A 19,164-nucleotide genomic window follows, 5' to 3' on the forward strand; every position below is an offset into this window, starting at 1 on the left:
CAGGAGCACCACTATGACTGAGATCCTCACCGACACCCCCACGGCCTATGAACGGGCCGCCGCCAAGTACCGTCCGGTGTTTGAACGCATTGCCGCCGGCGCGCTGGGCCGCGAACTCGCCCGGGAGCTTCCGTTTGAACAGATCGGCTGGCTGCGGGAGGCAGGCTTTGGCGCCGCCCGCATTCCGGCCGAGTTCGGCGGGGACGGCCTGGACTGGGTGGAGTTCACCGGTCTGCTGATTGAGCTGGCCGCGGCGGACAGCAATATTCCGCAGGCCCTGCGCGGACACTTCGCCCTGGTGGAGGACAGCCTGTACCACCACGGCCGGGGCGCGGACCGCAGCGGCTGGCTCCGGCGCTTCGCCGCCGGTGAGCTGGCAGGCAACGCCTGGACCGAACCCGGGGCCGGCGGCACGGCAACCCTGCTGGCTGAAACGCAGGAAGGGCTGGTGCTCGACGGGCGGAAGTTCTACACCACGGGCACCATCTTCGCCGACTGGATCGATGTCACGGCGAAACGGCCGGACGGTTCGCAGGTGTCGGTGATCATCTCCACCCGGGCGGCCGGCGTCGAGACCTACGACGACTGGGACGGCTTCGGCCAGCGGCTCACCGGCAGCGGCACCACCATCTTCACCGGTGCCCCTGTGGACCCGGTCAACGTTTTTGCCTTCACCGACCGTTTTCCTTACCAGACCGCCCTCTACCAGCACGTCCTGCTGGTGGTGCTCGCCGGAATCGCGCAGGCGGCCGTTGAGGACGCCGGTACCCAGGTGCGGGAGCGCAAACGGGTCTTCGGCCACGGCAACGCACCGCTGGTCCGGCACGATCCCCAAATCCTGCAGGTGGTGGGGGAAATCAGCGCAAAGGCCTACGTTGCCCGCGCTGCCGCCCTCAGCGTGGCCAGCAGCCTGGACCGTGCCTTCGCGGCCCGGGAGCAGGACGGCGCCGTCGAGAAGGCCGCCAACATTGCTGCCGAACTGGAGTCAGCGCGGGCCCAGACCGTGCTCAGCACGCTGGTGCCGGACGCCGCGGGAGCGGTCTTCAATGCCCTCGGCGCGTCCTCCACCAGTGCCGGCAAGGCCCTGGACCGGCACTGGCGCAATGCCCGCACGGCCGCCACCCACAATCCGTTCATTTACAAGGCCCGGATCGTGGGGGACTGGGAAGTCAACGGGACTGAACCACCGTTCATCTGGGGCGTCGGCGAAGCGGACCAGTCAGAAGCCGGCGGGCCGCAGCCGGGATAGCCGGCGCCGCCGCGCACGCAACGCAAAACACCCGCCCGGGAATCCCGGGCGGGTGTTTTCGCAGAAGCGCAGGAAGGACTAGCCGAAATGCTTCGGCAGGGTCCCCTCGTGGGCTTCCTTCAGCTCATCCAGCGGCAGCGTGAAGTGGCCCTGGAAGTCCAGTGCCCCAACCTCGGTGTCGACGACGCCGATGCGCGAGTGTGCGAAGCCGCGGGCCGAGCACATGTCCTTGAACCGGACCTCTTCGCTGCGGGCCACGGAGACCACGGCGCGGGCCTGCGACTCGGAGAAGAGCAGGGTGAAGATGTCCACCCCGTCGCGTTCTGCCACTTCGTCCAGACCAATCCGGGCGCCGACGCCGAAGCGCAGCGCCATTTCGGCCAGGGCCGCCGCGAGGCCGCCTTCGGAAAGGTCGTGCGCGGAGTCGATCATGCCGTCGCGGGAGGCGTTGATCAGCAGGTCGCCGAGCAGCTTCTCCGCCTGCAGGTCCACCTTCGGCGGCTGTCCGCCCAGGTGGCCGCGCAGGTTCGCAAACTCGGATCCGTTCAGCTCGTCCCGGGTGACGCCCATCAGGTAGATCGCCTGGCCGTCTTCGCGCCAGCCCGACGGCGTGCGGCGGGCGACGTCGTCGAACACACCCAGCACGCCCACCACGGGGGTGGGGTGGATGGCGACGCCACCGGTCTGGTTGTAGAGCGAGACGTTGCCGCCGGTGACGGGCACGCCGAGTTCCTGGCAGCCGTCGGCGAGGCCGCGGACGGCCTCGGCGAACTGCCACATCACCTCGGGATCCTCGGGGGAGCCGAAGTTCAGGCAGTCGGTGACGGCCATCGGGCGGGCGCCGGAGGTGGCGACGTTGCGGTAGGACTCGGCGAGGGCCAGCTTGGCACCCTCGTACGGGTTCAGGTAGGTGTACCGGCCGTTGGCATCGGTGGAGATCGCCACGCCCAGTCCGGTTTCCTCGTCCACCCGGATCACACCGGCGTCGTCCGGCATGGCCAGGGCAGTGTTGCCCTGCACATAGCGGTCGAACTGGTTGGTGACCCAGGACTTGTCGCACATGTTCGGGGAGGCCATGAGTTCCAGGATGGCCTGCTTGATGGCTTCGCTGCCGACCGGACGGCCGTCCGCCGGGAAGGTGTCAGCCTGCACGCCGTCCTGCCACTCGGGGCGGTGGAACGGACGGTGGTAGACCGGGCCTTCGTGGGCGACGGTGCGCGGGTCGACGTCGACGATCGTCTCGCCGTCCCAGTCGATGACCAGGCGGCCGGTGCCGGTGACTTCGCCCAGCCAGGAGTACTCGACGTTCCACTTGTCCATGATCGCCTCGAACGCCTCAACGTTCTCGGGGGTGACCACGGCCATCATGCGTTCCTGCGACTCGGACATCAGGATTTCGCCCGGGGTCAGGGTCGGATCGCGCAGCAGGACCTTGGTCAGCTCCACGTGCATGCCGCCGTCGCCGTTGGAGGCCAGCTCCGACGTCGCGCAGGAGATGCCGGCGGCACCGAGGTCCTGGATGCCCTCGACCACGGAGGCCTTGAACAGTTCCAGGCAGCACTCGATGAGCACCTTTTCGGCGAACGGATCGCCGACCTGCACGGCGGGGCGCTTGGAGGGCTTGGTGGCGTCGAAGGATTCCGAGGCCAGCACGGAGGCGCCGCCAATGCCGTCGCCGCCGGTGCGGGCGCCGAAAAGGACCACCTTGTTGCCGGTGCCGGAGGCGTTGGCCAGGCGGATGTCCTCATGCCGCATCACGCCGACTGCCAGTGCGTTGACCAGCGGGTTGCCCTGGTAAACGGAGTCGAAGACCACTTCGCCGCCGATGTTCGGCAGGCCCAGGGAGTTGCCGTAGCCGCCGATGCCGGAAACGATGCCGTGCACCAGGCGGGCAGTGTCCGGGTGGTCGATCGCGCCGAAGCGCAGCGGGTCCATCACGGCAACCGGGCGGGCACCCATGGAAATAATGTCGCGGACAATGCCGCCGACGCCGGTCGCGGCACCCTGGTAGGGCTCCACGAAGGACGGGTGGTTGTGGGACTCGACCTTGAAGGTCACGGCCCAGCCGTCACCGATGTCGACGACGCCGGCGTTCTCGCCGATGCCGACCAGCAGGTGTTCCTTCATCTTCTCGGTGACCTTCTCGCCGAACTGCGAGAGGTGCACCTTGGAGGACTTGTAGGAGCAGTGCTCGGACCACATGACCGAGTACATGGCCAGTTCCGCTGCGGTGGGGCGGCGGCCCAGGATTTCGACGACGCGGTTGAACTCGTCTTCCTTGAGTCCCAGTTCAGCCCAGGGCAGCGGGGTGTCCGGGGTGGACGCCGCGTGGTCGACGGTGTCGATGTTGAACTTCTTCTGCTCGGCGGTGGAGCCTGCGGAAACGGTCATTATTTGCCTCCGGCAACGAGCGAGGTGAGTACTGAGGTGAAGATGCCGATCCCGTCGGTGCCGCCGCCCAGGGCAACGTCACCGTACGCGGAGGAGTCCGGGCCGAAGCCGGCTTCGATGGCGTGCTCGGGGTGCGGCATCAGGCCGACGACGTTTCCGGCGGCGTTGGAGATGCCGGCGATATCGCGGCGGGAGCCGTTGGGGTTGAAGCCGTCGTAGCGGAACACCACGCGGCCTTCGCCCTCCAGCTCGTCCAGGGTCTTTTCATCGGCGACGTACTGGCCGTCCTGGTTCTTCAGCGGGATGACCATGCCGGAGCCCTGGCCGTAGGCCGAGGTCCACGCGGTGGAGTTGTTCTCCACGCGCAGCAGCTGGTCGCGGCACATGAACTTCAGGTGATCGTTCTTGATCATCGAGCCGGGCAGCAGGTGCGCCTCGGTGAGGATCTGGAAACCGTTGCAGATGCCCAGCACGGGCATACCGCCCTTGGAGGCATCCACCACCTTCTCCATCAGCGGAGCGAAACGGGAGATGGCGCCGGCGCGCAGGTAATCGCCGTAGGAGAAGCCGCCGGGGATGATCACGGCGTCGACGTCGTGCAGGTCTGCGTCGCCGTGCCAGAGCTCGACGGCGGTGCCGCCGGCCAGGCGCACGGCCCGGGCGGCGTCGCGGTCATCGAGGGTGCCGGGGAAGGTGATCACGCCGACGCGGACCGCGCGCAGGGCGGGGTTTTCCGGCGCGGCGGAGTAGTCGCCGATCAGCGGGGTGCTCAAAATCAGGCCTCCGAGATAACTTCGACGCGGGTGACGTCTTCGATAACGGGGTTGGAGAGCAGCGTGGCGGCCGCGGTGCGGGCCTGCTCCAGGATTTCCGGAGTGACATCTCCGTCCACGGTCAGCTCGAAGCGCTTGCCCTGGCGGACACCGGTGAAGCCGGTCAGGCCCAGGCGGGGAAGGGCGCCGGCAATGGCTTTGCCCTGCGGATCCAGGATTTCGGGCTTGGGCATAACATCAACAACGATCCGGGGCATCCGGTGACTCCTGTGAGTAAAGAGGGGTGTGGCCGCGGATGTGCCGTCTCACGCTGATCCAGCGCTCCGCGAGCTTGCCGTTTCATTCTAAGGCTAAGCACCACGTAACGGCGCATCGGCGGCGCCCTGATGAAGACGCAGCAAGGTGCCCCCTTCGGAGTCGAAAAGGGCACCTTCTGAGCGTCTTCGGGTACGGGGCCCGGCGGGGGAGTCCTAGGCGGGAAGCTCGATCTGGAATCCGCAGGAGCAGCGCAGGATGGTGGTTTCCAGCCGGACCTCCGGCGGGGTGTCAGCCTGCTCGGTGCTGAGCGGCTCGAAGAGCGAGATGGTCCGGCTGTCCTTGGGCTGCATGGGTTCGCCGCAGTGCAGGTACTCCGCCTCGCCCGGCTCGGAAACCACCCTGCGGGCCCAGAGCGGAGAGTGCCGGACCGGGTGGCCGTAGAAGCGGTCGCATTCGCCGCAGGTGTAGCTGACTTCCAGGAACTCAGCTGCATCCGCCGTCGTCGAGGGTTCAACCGACTCGATGATCAGGTACTCATCTGTTCCGCAGTAGGTGCACCATGGCGCCAGCTCGGCGGGAGCTTCCGCAGCGGGCAGCTGCGGGTGTTCGGGTGTTGCTTCGATCGACAATCTAGGTTCCTCCGGTATTTCCGGCGCTCCAGCAGGGGCGCGGTCCGTGTCGTGGATAGTAAGCAAGCTGATTCAATAATAGAACACGCCAACGGAAACTTGGAACTTAGAATGATGCAGCTCACATTCTGTAGGGTGAAGCGGTGAAACTCCTTGCTGCCAAGCCCGCTGCTGTGCGCCGGTCCATGAACCTCTGGCCGCCCTTTGCCTTTTCCGGTATCCGGATCACGGACCTGCCGCCGGACTTTATGTCGGTCACCGTGCGGCTGCGGCTGCACTGGTGGAACCGCAATGTGGCCGGAGTGCACTTCGGCGGATCGCTGTTCGCGATGACGGACCCGTTTTGGATGATGCTGCTGCTCCGCCACCTGGGTAAGGAGCACATCATCTGGGACCGCGCGGCCGAGGTGGACTTCGTGAAACCAGGCAAGGGCGATGTTTACGCCCGGTTCCGCATCACCGAGGAGGACCTGGTTCGGCTCCGGGACGAAGCCGCCGGAGGGGCGAAGGTCCTGGAGTGGTTCACCGTGGAGGTCGTGGATGCCGATGGCGACGTCGTCGCCCGGGTGCGCAAGCAGGTTTACCTCCGGCGCAAGCGGGAAACCCCGGTGAAGGCCGCCGCTACTGCATTCCCGCCGGGCCGAGCAGCCCGCTAAGCGCGTCCCAGCGGCTGATCTGGCAGCCGTCGCTATAGGCGAAGGCGGCGTCAACGTTTTCGCCGTCCACCGTTCCGGTGACTGTGGCCCGCTGCGGGCCACCGTACTGCATGGTGCAGGCAACGTCCGGGCCGGGTTCAGCCATCAGCGCCGTGCCACGCTCGGCCAGTGCCGCGCAGGCGGCCGCCGGATCGGGGGCGCCGGAATGACCCACCGGCGCGGCGCCGTCGCACTCCAGGGTCCAGGTGTCAGTGACCGCTTCGCCCTCCGCCATCAGCTCCACGGTCAGCGAGGTTGCGCCCGCAGCCGGGGCTGAGCTGCCGGGCGAAGCAGCAGATGACGACGGCGATTCCGGGCTGGTTCCGGGGTTTGCGTCTCCGCAGCCGGCCAGGGCAAGGCCTGCGGCGGCAAGCAAAAGGGCAGTGCGGGACAGGCGGATCGTGTGCGGCATCGGTGAGACCTCCCGGTTGGTTGCGTACAGCCTAGCCGCAGAGCTGTTCCTGGAGCGGTCCCAGCAGGTCCAGGATGCGGGCGCGCAGCTGCTGGGATTCCTCGGAGAACGCCCGCTGAGCGGAAGCGTACTGCGCCCGTCCGGCCGGCGTCTCCACGGGAATCGGCTCATATCCCCAGTCCTGCAGATCGTAGGGGGAGGCGCGCATGTCCATTTCGCGGATCCGCCAGGCGAGTTCAAAGCAGTCCATCACCAGTTCACCGGGAAGCACCGGCACCAGCTTGTAGGCCCATTTGTACAGGTCCATGTTGGCGTGCAGGCAGCCGGGCTGCTCGAGGTCCCGCTGGTTCTCGCGGCTGGGGGTGAGCTCGTTCAGTTCTACGGCCTGCGGCGCGTAGAACCGGAAGGCGTCGAAATGCGTGCAGCGGATCCGGCTTTGTTCCACCAGGGCATCGGTGCCCTCGGCGCCCAGGCGCAGCCCCAGGTACTCGTGGCGGACGCCGTTGACGTCGGATTTATAGGCCATGGCCCACTCGTGCATTCCGAAGCAGCCCAGCGACGCTTTCCGGCCAGCGGTCCGGGAAAGCAGCATCCGGGTGAACTCCAGTGCCGGTCCGCGGGCGTCGGCGAAGGCACCGAGGTCCACGGTGACAGCGGTGCCGCCCGGGCTCAGCCCGGCAGCGGCGAGTTCCCCGTCCGCCAGCGGGCGGTAGAACTTCCAATCGAGCCGCTGTGCCGCTGCGGCTCCGGTGAGGACGACGCCGGCGCCCGGGTGCCAGCGCAGCAGCTGCCCCGGTTTCTGCGAGTAGTAGGTGAAGAGGAAGTCCTCGACCGGATGTTTCCGGCCGGCCGACCGGCGCTGCAGGTAGCCGTCCGTAAAGGGGCGGACACGTTTTTCGTAGGCCGCCTGCCGGGGGAGCCACTGGTCCTCGGCAAGGACCGTTACGGCGGGAGAGTGCTGCACACCGCCCATTATCCCAGCTGCGGCTGCTGGGTGGCTTCGATGAGCCGGCGCATAGCGGCATTGAGTTCGAGCACCTGTTCACGGGTGAGCTGCAGGCGCGCCATCATGGCGCCGGGCACCTCCACGGCCTTGTCCCGCAGGGCCAGGCCGGCGCTGGTCAGGTTCACCGCCAGGGCCCGGTCATTGCCCGGCGCGCGGTCCCGGGTCAGGAGCCCGGCCGCTTCCAGCCGCTTGAGCATGGGGGAGAGTGTGGCAGGTTCCATCAGCAGGGTGTCACTGAGGTTGCGGACCGTGCGCGGGCTGTCCTCCCACAGGGCCAGCAGCACCAGGTACTGCGGATGGGTGATGCCCAGGTCTTCCAGGACGGGGCGGTAGGCCCCGACGACGGATCGGGAGGCCACGGACAGGGCAAAGCAGAGCTGGTGTTCCAGCAGCAGATCCTCTGCCTGGTTCACGGGGTTCGTCACGGTTCTCCGATCCTTAGTGCACTAACAATTAGCGTACAGTAGGTTACTGATACACCTCGGAAGGGACGTCAAATGGCAGGCAAGGAAAGCTTAACCGCGCGGTTTATGCGGACAACGGGCAAAGCCCGGCTGATTTTCGGCCCCGCGCAGAGTTCTTCGCTGAACCATGCCATGACCGAGGAAAACAAGCGGCTGCTCGAGGCCCAACAGGCAGAAGAAAAGGCCAAGTGGGAGACCGTCACGCGGGCCGACGGCAGCAGCTACATCCTGCCCCGCAAGCCGGACTGAATCCGCACGGTTTTTTGCGTCCAGGGGTTCCCCCGCGGCCGCGGAATTTTATCCTTAAGGGACACCTTTGCCTCTAAGGAGGGGTTCCCATGGCAACAATCGTGCCGGACCCGGGCGACGGCGGTGAGCCTCGTCTGCCCAGCGGCGAAATCCCGGAAGTGCCGGAGTTCGACGAGTCAGAGATCGTCGTCGAAACCGACAGCGAGGGACACCATTACGGAGTGGACCGCGAGTTTGTCGAGGGCAAGCCGCACCGTGAACCGGCCGAGCCGGTGATCTACCAGGACTACTTCCACGCCCCGGTTTTCCGCGAACACGTGTACTAGGCCCGTTAGGGCCCAGCAGGGCACAGCAAAGGGCGCCCGGCCCGCCGGACGCCCCCTCTGGTTTGAGCCTGCTGCTTAGCGGCCGGTGCCGCCGTACACGGTAGCCTCGGCCTCGCCGTCGAGCCCGAACGCGGCATGCACCGCGCGGACCGCGTCATCCAGCAGTGCTGCGCTGGTGACGACGGAGATGCGGATTTCCGACGTCGAAATCATGTCGATGTTCACGCCCGCCAGGTGCAGCGCCTCGAAGAACTTGTGCGAGACGCCCGGGTTGGAACGCATGCCCGCGCCGATCAGCGAGAGCTTGCCGATCTGCTCGTCGTAGTCGATGGCGTCGAAGCCAATGGTGGCCTTGGCGGCGTTGAGCACATCCATGGCGGCCTGCCCGTCCACCATCGGCAGGGTGAAGGAGATGTCCGTCTTCCCGGACCCCTGGGTGGAGACGTTCTGGACGATCATGTCGATGTTGGTGTTCGCACCGGCGACGATCCCGAAGATCTCCGCAGCCTTGCCGGGAATGTCCGGGACACCCACAACCGTGAGCTTCGCTTCGGAGCGGTCATGTGCAACGCCGGAGATGATGGGCTGTTCCAAGGGTTCTCCCTCTTGAATCTTGATCTTGTCGTCCGGGCTGGGCAGTACCCAGGTCCCTTCGTGCTGGCTGAAAGAGGACCGCACATGCAGCGGAACGCCGAAGCGCCGGGCGTATTCCACGCAGCGCAGGTGCAGGATCTTGGCGCCGGAGGCTGCCATTTCCAGCATTTCCTCGCTGGAGATCTTGTCGATCTTCTGCGCGTTGTGCGCCACGCGGGGGTCGGCCGTGTAAATGCCGTCTACGTCCGTGTAGATCTCGCAGACATCGGCGTCGAGGGCTGCCGCGAGGGCGACGGCGGTGGTGTCGGAGCCGCCGCGGCCCAGGGTGGTGATGTCGTGGCTGTCCCGGCTCATGCCCTGGAAGCCGGCAACAATGGCGACGTCGCCCTTGTCGATCGCGGTCTTAATGCGGTGCGGGGAGACGTCGATGATCCTGGCGCGGCCGTGGATGGCATCGGTAATCATGCCGGCCTGGCTGCCGGTGAAGGACTGCGCGGAGGCACCGAGCTCGTTGATGGCCATGGCCAGCAGCGCCATGGAGATGCGTTCGCCCGAGCTGAGCAGCATGTCCATTTCACGCGGGTGGGTGCCGGTGGTGATCTGGCCGGCCAGGTCCAGCAGCTCATCGGTGCTGTCGCCCATGGCGGAAACGACAACGACGACGTCGTTCCCTGCGCTTTGGGTGTCCACGACGCGCTTGGCGACGCGCTTAATGCCTTCGGCGTCCGAAACGGAGGAACCGCCGAATTTCTGCACTATCAGGCTCATGCGTACACGCTCTCTGGAACTCTTCTTCGTTGCTGCCCGGCGGCGCTGCGCCGCAACGGCACTATCCGTGGAAAAGGCCGCCCCGGGCGGCCGATGTTCAAAAGTCTATAGCGGCCCTGCGGCGGCGCCGAAATGCCACCGAAATGCCGCTCAATCTCTCCTTAACGATCTCATGCTGCCGGCTAACCGTGCAGGCATGTTCCGGCCGCAACTCACCGGGGCAGTGCTGAGGCGGAAACACCGGTTGGCCTGGCCCGCCCGTATAGTCTGGCCGCATGGGGACAACAGAGCCGGGCGGTATTACCGCGGAGGGCGTGCAGCGCAGTTTTGGAACGGTCCAGGCCGTCCGGGGAATGGATTTCACCGCTCCGCCCGGTTCTGTCACTGCCCTGATAGGGCCCAACGGTTCCGGCAAGACCACCCTGCTGCTGATTCTCGCGTCCCTGCTGGCACCGGATGCTGGCACGGTCCGGATCAACGGTGCCGACCCGCTGACCCAGCCGCAGGCCGTCCGCCGCGCCGTCGGCTGGATGCCGGACACACTAGGTGTCTGGGATTCGCTGACGGCCACTGAAATCCTGGTCACCGTGGGAAAGCTGTACGGTATGGCCCCGGCGGCAGCAGCTGCCCGGGCCGCTGAGCTGCTGGCCGAGGTCCGGCTCTCCGCGTTCGCTGAGCAGCCGGCCCGGGTGCTTTCCCGGGGACAGCAGCAGCGCCTGAGCCTGGCCCGGGCACTGATCCACGACCCGTCCGTGCTGCTGCTCGATGAACCGGCCTCCGGCCTGGATCCGGGCTCCCGGGTGGAGCTGCGCCTGCTCCTGCGCCGCCTGGCCGCGGACGGCAAAACCATCCTGGTCTCCTCCCACGTGCTGTCCGAACTGGACGAAATGGCCGACCGCGCGGTGTTTGTTTCCGGCGGGAAGACGGTCAAAACCCAAACCCTGGACGAGGCCGGGAGCCAGCTGCGGTGGTATGCCATCCGGGCTGGACGCACGGGTGACCTCCTGCGTGCCCTCGACGCCCACGGGCTTTCACATCAGGCCGGCGACGGTCCACGCCGCGGCCAGGTGCGGGTCCAGCTCGCCGGCGAAGACCAGGCGGCGGCCCTGCTGCGGGACCTGGTGCTGGGCGGCGTCGACGTCTCGGCCTTCGCACCGGCCACCGGGGCGCTCGAAGAAACCTACATGAGCCTGGAGGCGGACAAGTCATGAGTGTGGCAGAAGCTTCTCCGCGGACGGCCCGCCTGGGGTACTGGAAGGGCATCAGTACGGTCTTCGCGCTGGAGATGAGGCAACGGGTACGTTCACGCGGCTGGTACGTGCTGCTCGGTGTGTGGTTCGTGGTGATCGGGCTGGTGGCAGCGTTCACCACGTGGGTGTCCGGTGAGACGCCCGACGCCGGGCAGGCCCTCTTCGAGCTGATGATCAGCTTTGTGCTGTTCTTCGGCCTCCTGCTGGCCCCGGCGTTGTCTGCCAATGCCATTAACGGGGACCGTTCGGCCGGCACCCTGGCGGTGCTGCAGGTGACCCTGCTGCGCCCCGGACAGCTCCTGGCCGGCAAATGGCTGGCCTCCTGGGTGGCGTCGCTGGGGTTCCTGGTGGCCAGCGTGCCCTTCCTGCTGTGGGCGCTTGCCCTGGGCGGTGTCCGCCCGGGTGTGGCTGTGGTGTCCCTACTGATGCTGGGCATTGAACTGGGCGTGGTCTGTGCCCTGGGCGTCGCGGTGTCCGCGCTGGCGAACCGCCCGCTTTTCTCCATTGTGGTGACCTACATGCTGGTGGCGCTGCTCTCCATCGGAACGCTGATCGCTTTTGCGCTGAGCATGCCGCTGGTCAAGGGGACGGTGCAGGCGAATTTCGCGCAGTATGAGCCGTACCAGCCCTACACGGCGCCGGACGAAACCTTCAACAGCAGCTACACATGCACCGGACCGCTGATGGAAATGGAGGTCAGCCATACCGAACGCTCAGCGTGGCTGCTGGCCGCCAATCCCTTCGTGGTCCTGGCTGACGCCCTGCCGTACGGTCCGCGGGAAGGTGCCGGCGGGCCGATGGAAGGCATCAGCTCGTCCGTCAGGTATGCACAGGCCGGGCCGGAGTTCAGCGGACCGCAGTGCATCAACGGTGAGGTGCGGGAAGACCGTGAGCTCCCGGCGTCGTTCCCCATCTGGCCGCTGGGCCTGGGTGTGCAGTTCGCCGGTGCCGCACTGCTGCTGGCCCTGGCACGACGGCGGCTGGTGACCCCGGCCCGCCGGCTCGCCTCGGGTACGCGGATCGCGTAGTGACGGCTGAGCCGCTTCGGTTGACCGTCCTGGGTTCCGCTTCCCCGTATCCCAGTGCGGAGAATCCGTGCTCCGGCTATCTGGTGTCCCACCGCGGTACCCGGATTTGGGTGGATGCGGGCAGCGGCACGCTGGGGCCGCTGCAGCAGCACGTCGGGCTGGCGGAACTGGACGCCGTCTGGATTTCGCATCTGCACGCCGATCACTGCGCTGACCTTTTGACTGCGTATTACGGCCTGCTGTTTGCGGACGTTCGGCGCTCCACCCCGCTGCCGCTGTTTGCGCCCGTGGGCGCTGCCGGGCGGCTGGCCGGATTCCTGACCAACGCCTCTTCCACCCAGCCCGCGCACCGCAGCCCGGTTGAGTCCGCGTTCCAGATCACGGAACTGTACGACGGGCACCAGGCGGGTGTCGGTTCGCTGCGGCTGACCAGCCGGGCCGTGGAGCACGGTATGCCGGCGTTCGCCCTGCGGGTGGAAGCCGACGGCGGCTCGCTGGTCTATTCCGGGGACACCGCTCCGTGCCCGGCGTTGGCGCAGCTTGCCCGCGGCTGTGATGCGCTGCTCTGCGAGGCGGACAGCGCCGGCGCTCCCGGGGACGGGGAGAAGGTGCACCACACGCCCGAGGACGCCGGTGCCACTGCGCTCGCAGGCGGCGCTGGACGGTTGATCCTTACGCACCTTGGCCCGTTCCTCAGCCCGGCCGAGGCGGTGGCGCGGGCGGCGGACCGGTACGACGGCGTCATTGACTACGCGGCGCCGGGGAGCGCCTTCACCGTCGGGGCGGCTGCTGCTTAGGTGAGTTGCGCCTGGGCGGGCTGAGCCTTAGGTGAGGCTGCGGCGGCCTTCGAAGGCGCGGCCGAGGGTAATTTCGTCGGCGTATTCGAGGTCGCCTCCCACCGGGAGCCCGGAGGCAAGGCGGGTGACGTTGATGCCCAGGGTCTTGAGCATGCGCACCAGGTACGTCGCTGTGGCTTCCCCTTCGAGGTTGGGGTCCGTGGCGATGATGATTTCGGCGATCTTCTCGTCGGAGAGCCGGCTGAGCAGTTCGCGGATACGCAGCTGGTCCGGACCGATGCCGGCAATCGGGTTAATGGCCCCGCCGAGCACGTGGTACCGCCCCCGGAAGGAACGGGTCCGTTCCACGGCGATGACGTCCTTGGACTCTTCCACCACGCAGATCATGGTGGGATCGCGGCGCGGGTCCCGGCAGATGTTGCAGGTCTCCTGCTCGGTGACGTTGCCGCACACCTGGCAGAACTTCACCTTCTCCTTGACCGTGGTGATCGCGGAAGCCAGCCGGGACATATCCTCGGGATCCGATTCCAGAATGTGGAAAGCGATCCGCTGCGCCGACTTGGGACCCACGCCGGGGAGGCGTCCCAACTCGTCGATCAGTTCCTGAACCGCACCTTCGTACACTTGGCCTTCTTAGGGAATAGTTGTTGGACCGGTCAGCGGCGCATGTCTTGTCCGTCGAGGCTGCGTTCCTCGATCAGCCGGCCGCCCAGGATGCGTTCGATGGCCTTGCGGCCCACCAAACCCGAGTCCTCGAGAGTCACATCGTCGGCGCTTGGCACGTCTTCGATGTAGCCCAAGTCTACGTTGCCCCGTCCTGCGGCAGGCTGCGCCGTGCCATTGCGCTGGGCAGCTTCATTCAGCAGTTTCTGGTACCGGCTGAGCGGGCGGTTACCTTGGTTCCCGGCCGGAGCTGCCGGTGCTTCTGCTGTCTGGGCCCGGGCCGGCTGCGGTGCTGTCCGAGCGGGCGCCTGCATCGTCTGCGCGCCGGATCGGTGTGTTGAAGATCCCGGTGCTGTGGAACCCTGTGCTGTGGAACTCTGCGCTGTGGAACCCTGTGCTGAGGATCCCTGTGCTGAGGACGCCTGCGCTGAGGATCCCTGTGCTGAGGACGCCTGCGCTGAGGATCCCGGCGCGGCGCTTCCGGGCGACCCGGCGGGGGTCCCGGCAGAAGAGCCCGCCGGAGCGCCTTGCCCGGTCCCCGGGCGGGCTGAAGCCTGTCCCCAGGACCCGGCGGCCTGCGCCGCGGGACGCGTGGAAGTGGTTCCGGCCCAGTTGGTGTTGGCCCACTCATCGTCGCTGACTGCACTGCTGACGTGGATGTCCTCAGGCGGTGCAGCAGTCTCCCAGGCGTTGCTCTCCGGCATATCCGCCGGATCGGAGGGCTCCTGCGGCCAATCATCGGGCAGCGGCGCCGCGGGGCGGGCTGCCTTGGGACGGGATGCCGCGGGGCCCCCCGCAGCAGCGCGGGCCGGGGCCGGCTCCGTGGCTGGCGGGGCTGTGGCGGGTTGAACCGTTGCAGAAACTGTGGCGGGCTGTGCGGCGGAAACGTCCGGCGCCTGCTGCGCTGCCGGAGCGCTCGGCGCGCTGAAACTACCCGGCGTGCGCTGTGCTTCTGGAGCACTCGGGTCGCTCTGCGCGCTGGAGGTACCCGGCGCGCGCTGGACGTCGGGACGATCCGCCGCCTGTGACTGGGCGGGGCGTGCAGCAGCGCGGCTGGCCGCAGCACCGGCTTCGGCCGCCGGCTGTCCGTTCGATCCCCGGGGCGGTCCCGGCTGGGACGTGGGCTGGCCGGATGGGGAGCCGGGCTGTGATACCTGCTGACCCGTCTCCTGTGAGGAGGGAACGGATGGGGTGCCCGGATTGGACACCCGACCCGTCTGCCGGGTGGGGTGATCGGCAGGAACGCTGGACTGAGGCGGGCGCTGGCCCGTTTCAGCCTGCGGGGATTGCGCCCCCTGCTGACCGGTCTGCCCGGCAGCCCGGGATGTGTCGGCTGATTCCTGCCGCTCCTGAGCTGCAGGCGCGCTGCTGTGGCCTGCCGGAACAGGGGCAGACGATGCGCCGCGCTGCGCCGGGGACACCTCGGACGTGGGCGCAGGCGCGCCTGCGGACACAGGTGCGGTGGCTCCTGTCGCGGACTGCTGGGGAGCCGGTGCCGGAACCTGTGCCGGCTGGTGAGGCCGGCTACCAGCTTTTGGGCCGGGTTCACCCGCTGCCGCGGTGCTGTCGTGGACCGCGTTGACCTGGCAATCCACTCCAAGGACCTGGTGGATGGCCTTGCGGAGATTCTCCAGGTGATCGGGCCGGTTGAAGTTTGTTGCCGCGCCGGGGTTCGAGAACGCGAGTTCCAGGACCCGGCCGTCGAAGGCCCGCGGCGAGGCGTTCTTGCTGACGTTCAGCCAGGTCGCACGGCGGATGCTGGTGAGGGCATCCATGATCTCCGGCCAAGCCCGCCGGATCATTTCAATCTGTCCGCCGCCGCCGGTGCGGCTGGCCTCCTGCGGAGCAGGCTGACCGGGCTGGCCGGGCTGACCTGCTGCTGCCTGACCCGGCTGAGGTGCGGCTGCCTGGCCGGGCTGACCTGCTGCTGCAGTGCCCGGCTGGGAAGCTGCCGCGGGAGCCCCGGACGGTGCCACACCCTCACGGGTTTGCGGGGCTTGGCCCTGCGGGGCAGGTGCGGCGTCGCGGGAAGGCACTGATGCTGCGGGAGCCTGCTGCCCTGCAGAGGACGACTGGGACGACTGGGACGCCGGCCGGGCCGGAGGCTGAGCGGCGCCGGATCCATTGGTTTGGGGGTTCGAACCCTGCGCGCTCACGGCGCCGCTGGACCCAGCGGATTCAGGCGCGGGTGCCGGCTGGGCCGGAGGCTGCTGCTCGGCTGCCTCGCGGGAAACGTCGTCCCACGTCCGGCTCGATCCGCCGGAAGCAGCGGAGGCGCCGGCAGCAGACTGGCCGGCTGCCGGGGAGGACTGAACTGTGGGAGCAGGTGTCGCCCAGGTTCCGCCCCAGTCCGCTGCGGCTGGTGCGGATTCCACGGGAGCGGGCTGCGGTGCTTCCGGCTGGGAAGCCGCTGGTGCCGCTGCTGCGGGACGCTGTGCCGCCGTCGGGCGTTCAGCTGCTGGAGCAGACGCGGCCGGTGACCCCTGCACTGTCTCGCCGGCCGCATAGGCCGGGGCGCCGTCGCCGGCGTAGCTGAGCCGCCGTTCGAGCCGGTCCACGCGCGCAGCCGTGCCGCGCTCCGACTGGTCGGCTGCTGGCAGCAGGATCCTAGCGCAGAGCAGTTCCAGGTGCAGCCTCGGGGAGGTTGCGCCCGTCATCTCGGTCAGGGCGGTGTTCGTGATGTCGGCGGCGCGGGAAAGCTCGGCGCCGCCGAACTGGGCGGCCTGCGTGTGCATCCGGTTGATCTGGTCTTCGGGAACGCCGCGGAGTACGGCAGCTGCGCTGTCCGGCATCGCGTTGACCACAATGAGGTCGCGGAACCGCTCCAGCAGATCCTCAACGAAACGGCGGGGGTCCTGGCCGGTCTGGATCACGCGGTCAATGGCGCCGAAGACGGTGGTTGCATCACCGGCAGCGAAGGCATCAACGACGTCGTCGAGCAGCGCCACGTGGGTGTACCCCAGCAGGTTCACTGCCAGTTCGTAGTCCAGCCCGGATTCACCGGCACCGGCCATCAGCTGGTCCAGAACGGACAGCGAGTCACGGACGGATCCGCCGCCGGCCCGGATGACCAGCGAGAGGACACCGGGGGCCACAGGCACGTTTTCCTGGCTGGCCAGCTTTTCCAGGTAGGCCAGCAGCGGTTCCGGGGGAACCAGGCGGAACGGATAGTGGTGGGTGCGGGACCGGATGGTGCCGATCACCTTGTCCGGTTCCGTGGTGGCAAAGATGAATTTGATGTGTTCCGGCGGCTCTTCGACGATCTTGAGCAGCGCGTTGAAGCCGGCCGAGGTGACCATGTGGGCTTCGTCAATGATGAAGATCTTGTAGCGGTCGCGCACGGGGGCGAAGGTGGCCCGTTCGCGCAGGTCGCGGGCGTCGTCCACACCGCCGTGGCTGGCTGCGTCGATTTCGATGACGTCGAGGCTGCCGGAGCCGTTGCGGGCCAGTTCAACGCAGCTGTCGCACTTGCCGCACGGGGTCGGCGTCGGGCCCTCAGCGCAGTTCAGGCACCTGGCCAGGATGCGGGCAGACGTAGTCTTGCCGCAGCCGCGCGGGCCGGAGAAAAGGTAGGCGTGGTTGACGCGGTTCTTTGAGAGGGCCGCCATCAGCGGCTCGGTGACATGCTCCTGGCCGATCACGTCCCCGAAGTTCTCGGGACGGTAGCGGCGGTAAAGGGCTGTACTCACAGATAGAACCCTATCGGTTGGCGCTGACGGTTCGCATCCGGTCCCGGGGCGGGGCAAAGGCCGCCGTTTCCGGATAAATTAAAGACCCCCCATGCACCTGCCAGAGCCCGCTTACCCTTGCTACCTTCCGGTCCTGGGGGAGTTCACAGGATGACACCACATGAGGGGCCGCCAACAAGTCTACCCGATTTTTCGCCTGCCCATTCCGGGGTGGTTGGCGGGTTGGCAGGTGGCCGGAATGGGGCGGAAATCTGGCCTGATCGTTTGTCAGGGGACCGGTGCCCGACGCCGGCTCCTAGGTTCCGGCGACGGGCGCGGTCCGGCGGGGGCTGGCGCTTCCTGCGGTGGGCGCCGGGGTTCCTGCGACGGGCGCGTGCCTGCGGCGGACGCCGGGGGTTCCTGTAGTGGCTGGCGCTTCCTGCGACGGGCGCGTTCCTGCAGTGGCTGGCGCTGCTGCCGGTCCTGGCATGTTGGTTGGGTTGGGTGGGTTGGGTGGTGTCTTGGTGTCTTGGTGTCTTGGTGTCTTGGGGCGTGGGTGCCGTTGAGCAGTTATGCAGTGATGCGTTGATGGGTGGGTGTGTGGAGGTTTGGGTGGGCCTCGATCTCGGCGGTGCCCCGCCCGTGCGGCTGCTGCCCGGAGTACGAGTGACTGCCCTATATAGGGGATGTCTGGGGAGTTTGGATTCGTGGTGCGCGGACGGCAGTCAGGTTTGCCAGACGAGGCTGGATCGGACGAGACAGATCGGGCGCCGGGGCCGGGGGAGAGCCGGGTGATGGCGGGCCGGGCGACGGCGGCGCCGTAGGGATGCGGGATGCGGGACGCTATTCGCGCCCGGAGTAAAGATCCCACGGACCTTCTACGCGGGGAGGTAAGAACGGAGGCCAGCACCTTCCTCTCTTTTCGACCCTGATGGAACACCCTCTATCTGGAAACCCCCTATGTGGAACCCCTATCCCTATGTGGAACCCCCCTATTTGGTGCTGAACGTCGTGCGCGACCTTTGCGCGGCGCTCGGCACGTGCGCTTGGGGGCAGGGGCAGGCTTCCCTCTCCGTCTCCCTCTCTGTCCCGCTCCTCTCTGCCGCTCCCTCTCCCCGTCGGGCCCTTTCTCTCGACCCCTCTCTCTGTTGGATCCGGGGCCCATGCCTTCCACCCCCCATACTTTCCACCCCCTTGTCTTCCTATATAGGCACCCCCGCCTATAGGCACCCCCCACCTATAGGCACCCCCCACCTATAGGCACCCCCCACCTATAGGCACCCCCCACCTATAGGCACCCCCGCCGTGGGCGCCCCCGCAAAGTTGTAGACCGCCCCACAAAGTGGCTCTATAGAGGGGCGCTCCATATAGGGAGACCGTCTTGGCTCATCCAGAGAGCTTGACCAGGACCGACCAGGGCCGGGAGAACCAAGACACGGCATGCAGGAATGCCGTTCGTAGCCGTCTTCCGTGGATGGGTAACGGAGCGTTTCCGGCCAGTTCTGCGACGTGGTGCAGGACACCTTGATTCGATTTGCACGCCCGCCCGGCGCCGTGTAATGTTTTCTGAGTCGCCGCGGCCGGGACGCTGAGAAAGCGCCCGAAGCATGGCGGCCAAACCCCAACTTCCTTTCGATGGTGGATCTGCTGCGCGCCTTGTGTGCCGGCGGGAAAGCCTGACAATGAATGCTGGGTTCGGACAGCCGGTTTGAACGGTTCGGAACGATTTCCACGGAAATCCGCCGAATTGCAAAAACCGGAAAGATGAAATAGAATTATGAAACACCGCAGCGGTGCGAAAAGAAAGACATTGATCCGGAAACGGAATGGTTTTTCTGAGTAGACCGGATGCGACTGTTGTTTGAGAACTCAATAGTGTGCCAAGTTTATTGATACCAATTATTTTGATTGGTTGAATTGGCTGTCCCGCCCACCCCGTGGGCT

Annotated in this window: 17 protein-coding genes and 1 other RNA gene; 7 read left to right on the top strand and 11 right to left on the bottom strand. The window is 67.1% G+C overall.

Features of this window, described 5'->3' with window-relative positions; all coding sequences use genetic code 11:
- Positions 1–13: 13 nt before the first annotated feature.
- On the top strand, positions 14–1,249 hold the full coding sequence (locus tag AL3_RS11785) for an acyl-CoA dehydrogenase family protein (RefSeq protein ID WP_066300955.1): 1,236 nt from the start codon (positions 14–16) through the stop codon (positions 1,247–1,249).
- Between the two features lie 78 nt (positions 1,250–1,327).
- Here AL3_RS11785 and purL read toward each other — a convergent pair whose 3' ends face one another.
- From purL to AL3_RS11805, 4 genes are all read right to left on the bottom strand, one after another.
- Positions 1,328–3,640, bottom strand: a complete 2,313-nt coding sequence (purL, locus tag AL3_RS11790; RefSeq protein ID WP_066300959.1) for a phosphoribosylformylglycinamidine synthase subunit PurL — start codon at positions 3,638–3,640, stop codon at positions 1,328–1,330.
- Positions 3,640–4,416: a phosphoribosylformylglycinamidine synthase subunit PurQ gene (purQ, locus tag AL3_RS11795; protein ID WP_066300962.1), complete on the bottom strand. Its 777-nt coding sequence runs from the start codon at positions 4,414–4,416 to the stop codon at positions 3,640–3,642. Before purQ ends, purL begins: the two co-directional genes overlap by 1 nt.
- The gene (gene purS / locus AL3_RS11800) at positions 4,416–4,670 is read right to left on the bottom strand and encodes a phosphoribosylformylglycinamidine synthase subunit PurS (protein ID WP_066300964.1); all 255 of its coding nucleotides are present in this window, start codon (positions 4,668–4,670) and stop codon (positions 4,416–4,418) included. Before purS ends, purQ begins: the two co-directional genes overlap by 1 nt.
- A 213-nt stretch (positions 4,671–4,883) precedes the next feature.
- Positions 4,884–5,300 carry a hypothetical protein gene (locus AL3_RS11805; protein ID WP_066300969.1) on the bottom strand — a complete coding sequence of 139 codons (417 nt, stop codon included), beginning with the start codon at positions 5,298–5,300 and terminating at the stop codon, positions 4,884–4,886.
- 143 nt (positions 5,301–5,443) lie between these two features.
- On the opposite strand from AL3_RS11805, the gene AL3_RS11810 reads away from it, so the two are divergent.
- Positions 5,444–5,956 (top strand): DUF4442 domain-containing protein, encoded by a 513-nt coding sequence (locus AL3_RS11810; RefSeq protein ID WP_246168348.1) that lies wholly within the window; start codon positions 5,444–5,446, stop codon positions 5,954–5,956.
- On the opposite strand, the gene AL3_RS11815 is transcribed toward AL3_RS11810, so the two are convergent.
- The 3 genes from AL3_RS11815 to AL3_RS11825 are packed head-to-tail and all read right to left on the bottom strand — an operon-like array spanning position 5,922 to position 7,838.
- The gene (locus AL3_RS11815) at positions 5,922–6,407 is read right to left on the bottom strand and encodes an SSI family serine proteinase inhibitor (protein ID WP_066300971.1); all 486 of its coding nucleotides are present in this window, start codon (positions 6,405–6,407) and stop codon (positions 5,922–5,924) included. The genes AL3_RS11810 and AL3_RS11815 overlap by 35 nt on opposite strands.
- Positions 6,408–6,438: 31 nt before the next feature.
- Complete coding sequence (locus tag AL3_RS11820; RefSeq protein ID WP_066300975.1) at positions 6,439–7,380, bottom strand: 3-methyladenine DNA glycosylase; 942 nt, start codon at positions 7,378–7,380, stop codon at positions 6,439–6,441.
- Positions 7,380–7,838: a MarR family winged helix-turn-helix transcriptional regulator gene (locus AL3_RS11825; RefSeq protein ID WP_066300977.1), complete on the bottom strand. Its 459-nt coding sequence runs from the start codon at positions 7,836–7,838 to the stop codon at positions 7,380–7,382. The genes AL3_RS11820 and AL3_RS11825 overlap by 1 nt, the downstream gene beginning before the upstream one ends.
- 72 nt (positions 7,839–7,910) lie before the next feature.
- On the opposite strand from AL3_RS11825, the gene AL3_RS11830 reads away from it, so the two are divergent.
- Positions 7,911–8,126 (top strand): hypothetical protein, encoded by a 216-nt coding sequence (locus AL3_RS11830; RefSeq protein ID WP_066300979.1) that lies wholly within the window; start codon positions 7,911–7,913, stop codon positions 8,124–8,126.
- Between the two features lie 89 nt (positions 8,127–8,215).
- Positions 8,216–8,452 (top strand): hypothetical protein, encoded by a 237-nt coding sequence (locus tag AL3_RS11835; protein ID WP_066300981.1) that lies wholly within the window; start codon positions 8,216–8,218, stop codon positions 8,450–8,452.
- A 75-nt stretch (positions 8,453–8,527) separates the two neighbouring features.
- On the opposite strand, the gene AL3_RS11840 is transcribed toward AL3_RS11835, so the two are convergent.
- Positions 8,528–9,814: an aspartate kinase gene (locus AL3_RS11840; protein WP_066300983.1), complete on the bottom strand. Its 1,287-nt coding sequence runs from the start codon at positions 9,812–9,814 to the stop codon at positions 8,528–8,530.
- Between the two features lie 275 nt (positions 9,815–10,089).
- Here AL3_RS11840 and AL3_RS11845 point away from each other — a divergent pair, with 275 nt between their 5' ends.
- From AL3_RS11845 to AL3_RS11855, 3 genes are read left to right on the top strand one after another with little or no spacing between them, the layout of a single operon-like run.
- Positions 10,090–11,025 carry an ABC transporter ATP-binding protein gene (locus tag AL3_RS11845; RefSeq protein ID WP_066300985.1) on the top strand — a complete coding sequence of 312 codons (936 nt, stop codon included), beginning with the start codon at positions 10,090–10,092 and terminating at the stop codon, positions 11,023–11,025.
- Positions 11,022–12,092 carry an ABC transporter permease gene (locus AL3_RS11850; protein ID WP_066300988.1) on the top strand — a complete coding sequence of 357 codons (1,071 nt, stop codon included), beginning with the start codon at positions 11,022–11,024 and terminating at the stop codon, positions 12,090–12,092. The genes AL3_RS11845 and AL3_RS11850 overlap by 4 nt, the downstream gene beginning before the upstream one ends.
- Positions 12,092–12,889: an MBL fold metallo-hydrolase gene (locus AL3_RS11855; protein WP_066300991.1), complete on the top strand. Its 798-nt coding sequence runs from the start codon at positions 12,092–12,094 to the stop codon at positions 12,887–12,889. The genes AL3_RS11850 and AL3_RS11855 overlap by 1 nt, the downstream gene beginning before the upstream one ends.
- 27 nt (positions 12,890–12,916) lie before the next feature.
- Here the strand turns inward: AL3_RS11855 and recR are convergent, their stop codons facing one another.
- From recR to ffs, 3 genes are all read right to left on the bottom strand, one after another.
- Complete coding sequence (gene recR, locus AL3_RS11860) at positions 12,917–13,513, bottom strand: recombination mediator RecR (RefSeq protein WP_066300994.1); 597 nt, start codon at positions 13,511–13,513, stop codon at positions 12,917–12,919.
- 32 nt (positions 13,514–13,545) lie between these two features.
- Positions 13,546–17,241, bottom strand: coding sequence for a DNA polymerase III subunit gamma and tau (locus tag AL3_RS11865; RefSeq protein WP_066300996.1), 3,696 nt, complete (start codon positions 17,239–17,241; stop codon positions 13,546–13,548).
- Positions 17,242–17,318: 77 nt separating this feature from the next.
- Positions 17,319–17,414, bottom strand: an RNA gene (gene ffs / locus AL3_RS11870) — signal recognition particle sRNA small type.
- Positions 17,415–19,164: the final 1,750 nt, after the last annotated feature.

The sequence above is a fragment of the Arthrobacter luteolus NBRC 107841 genome, from assembly GCF_001552075.1.
Taxonomy (GTDB): Bacteria; Actinomycetota; Actinomycetes; order Actinomycetales; family Micrococcaceae; genus Arthrobacter_B; species Arthrobacter_B luteolus.

Excerpts from the sequence above, each read along its gene's own strand:
- AL3_RS11850 (WP_066300988.1), top strand. The coding sequence starts at position 11,022 with ATGAGTGTGGCAGAAGCTTCTCCGCGGACGGCCCGCCTGGGGTACTGG.
- AL3_RS11785 (WP_066300955.1), top strand. The coding sequence starts at position 14 with ATGACTGAGATCCTCACCGACACCCCCACGGCCTATGAACGGGCCGCC.
- purS (WP_066300964.1), bottom strand. The coding sequence starts at position 4,670 with ATGCCCCGGATCGTTGTTGATGTTATGCCCAAGCCCGAAATCCTGGAT.
- AL3_RS11845 (WP_066300985.1), top strand. The coding sequence starts at position 10,090 with ATGGGGACAACAGAGCCGGGCGGTATTACCGCGGAGGGCGTGCAGCGC.
- purL (WP_066300959.1), bottom strand. The coding sequence starts at position 3,640 with ATGACCGTTTCCGCAGGCTCCACCGCCGAGCAGAAGAAGTTCAACATC.
- AL3_RS11815 (WP_066300971.1), bottom strand. The coding sequence starts at position 6,407 with ATGCCGCACACGATCCGCCTGTCCCGCACTGCCCTTTTGCTTGCCGCC.
- AL3_RS11820 (WP_066300975.1), bottom strand. The coding sequence starts at position 7,380 with ATGGGCGGTGTGCAGCACTCTCCCGCCGTAACGGTCCTTGCCGAGGAC.
- AL3_RS11830 (WP_066300979.1), top strand. The coding sequence starts at position 7,911 with ATGGCAGGCAAGGAAAGCTTAACCGCGCGGTTTATGCGGACAACGGGC.
- AL3_RS11835 (WP_066300981.1), top strand. The coding sequence starts at position 8,216 with ATGGCAACAATCGTGCCGGACCCGGGCGACGGCGGTGAGCCTCGTCTG.
- AL3_RS11840 (WP_066300983.1), bottom strand. The coding sequence starts at position 9,814 with ATGAGCCTGATAGTGCAGAAATTCGGCGGTTCCTCCGTTTCGGACGCC.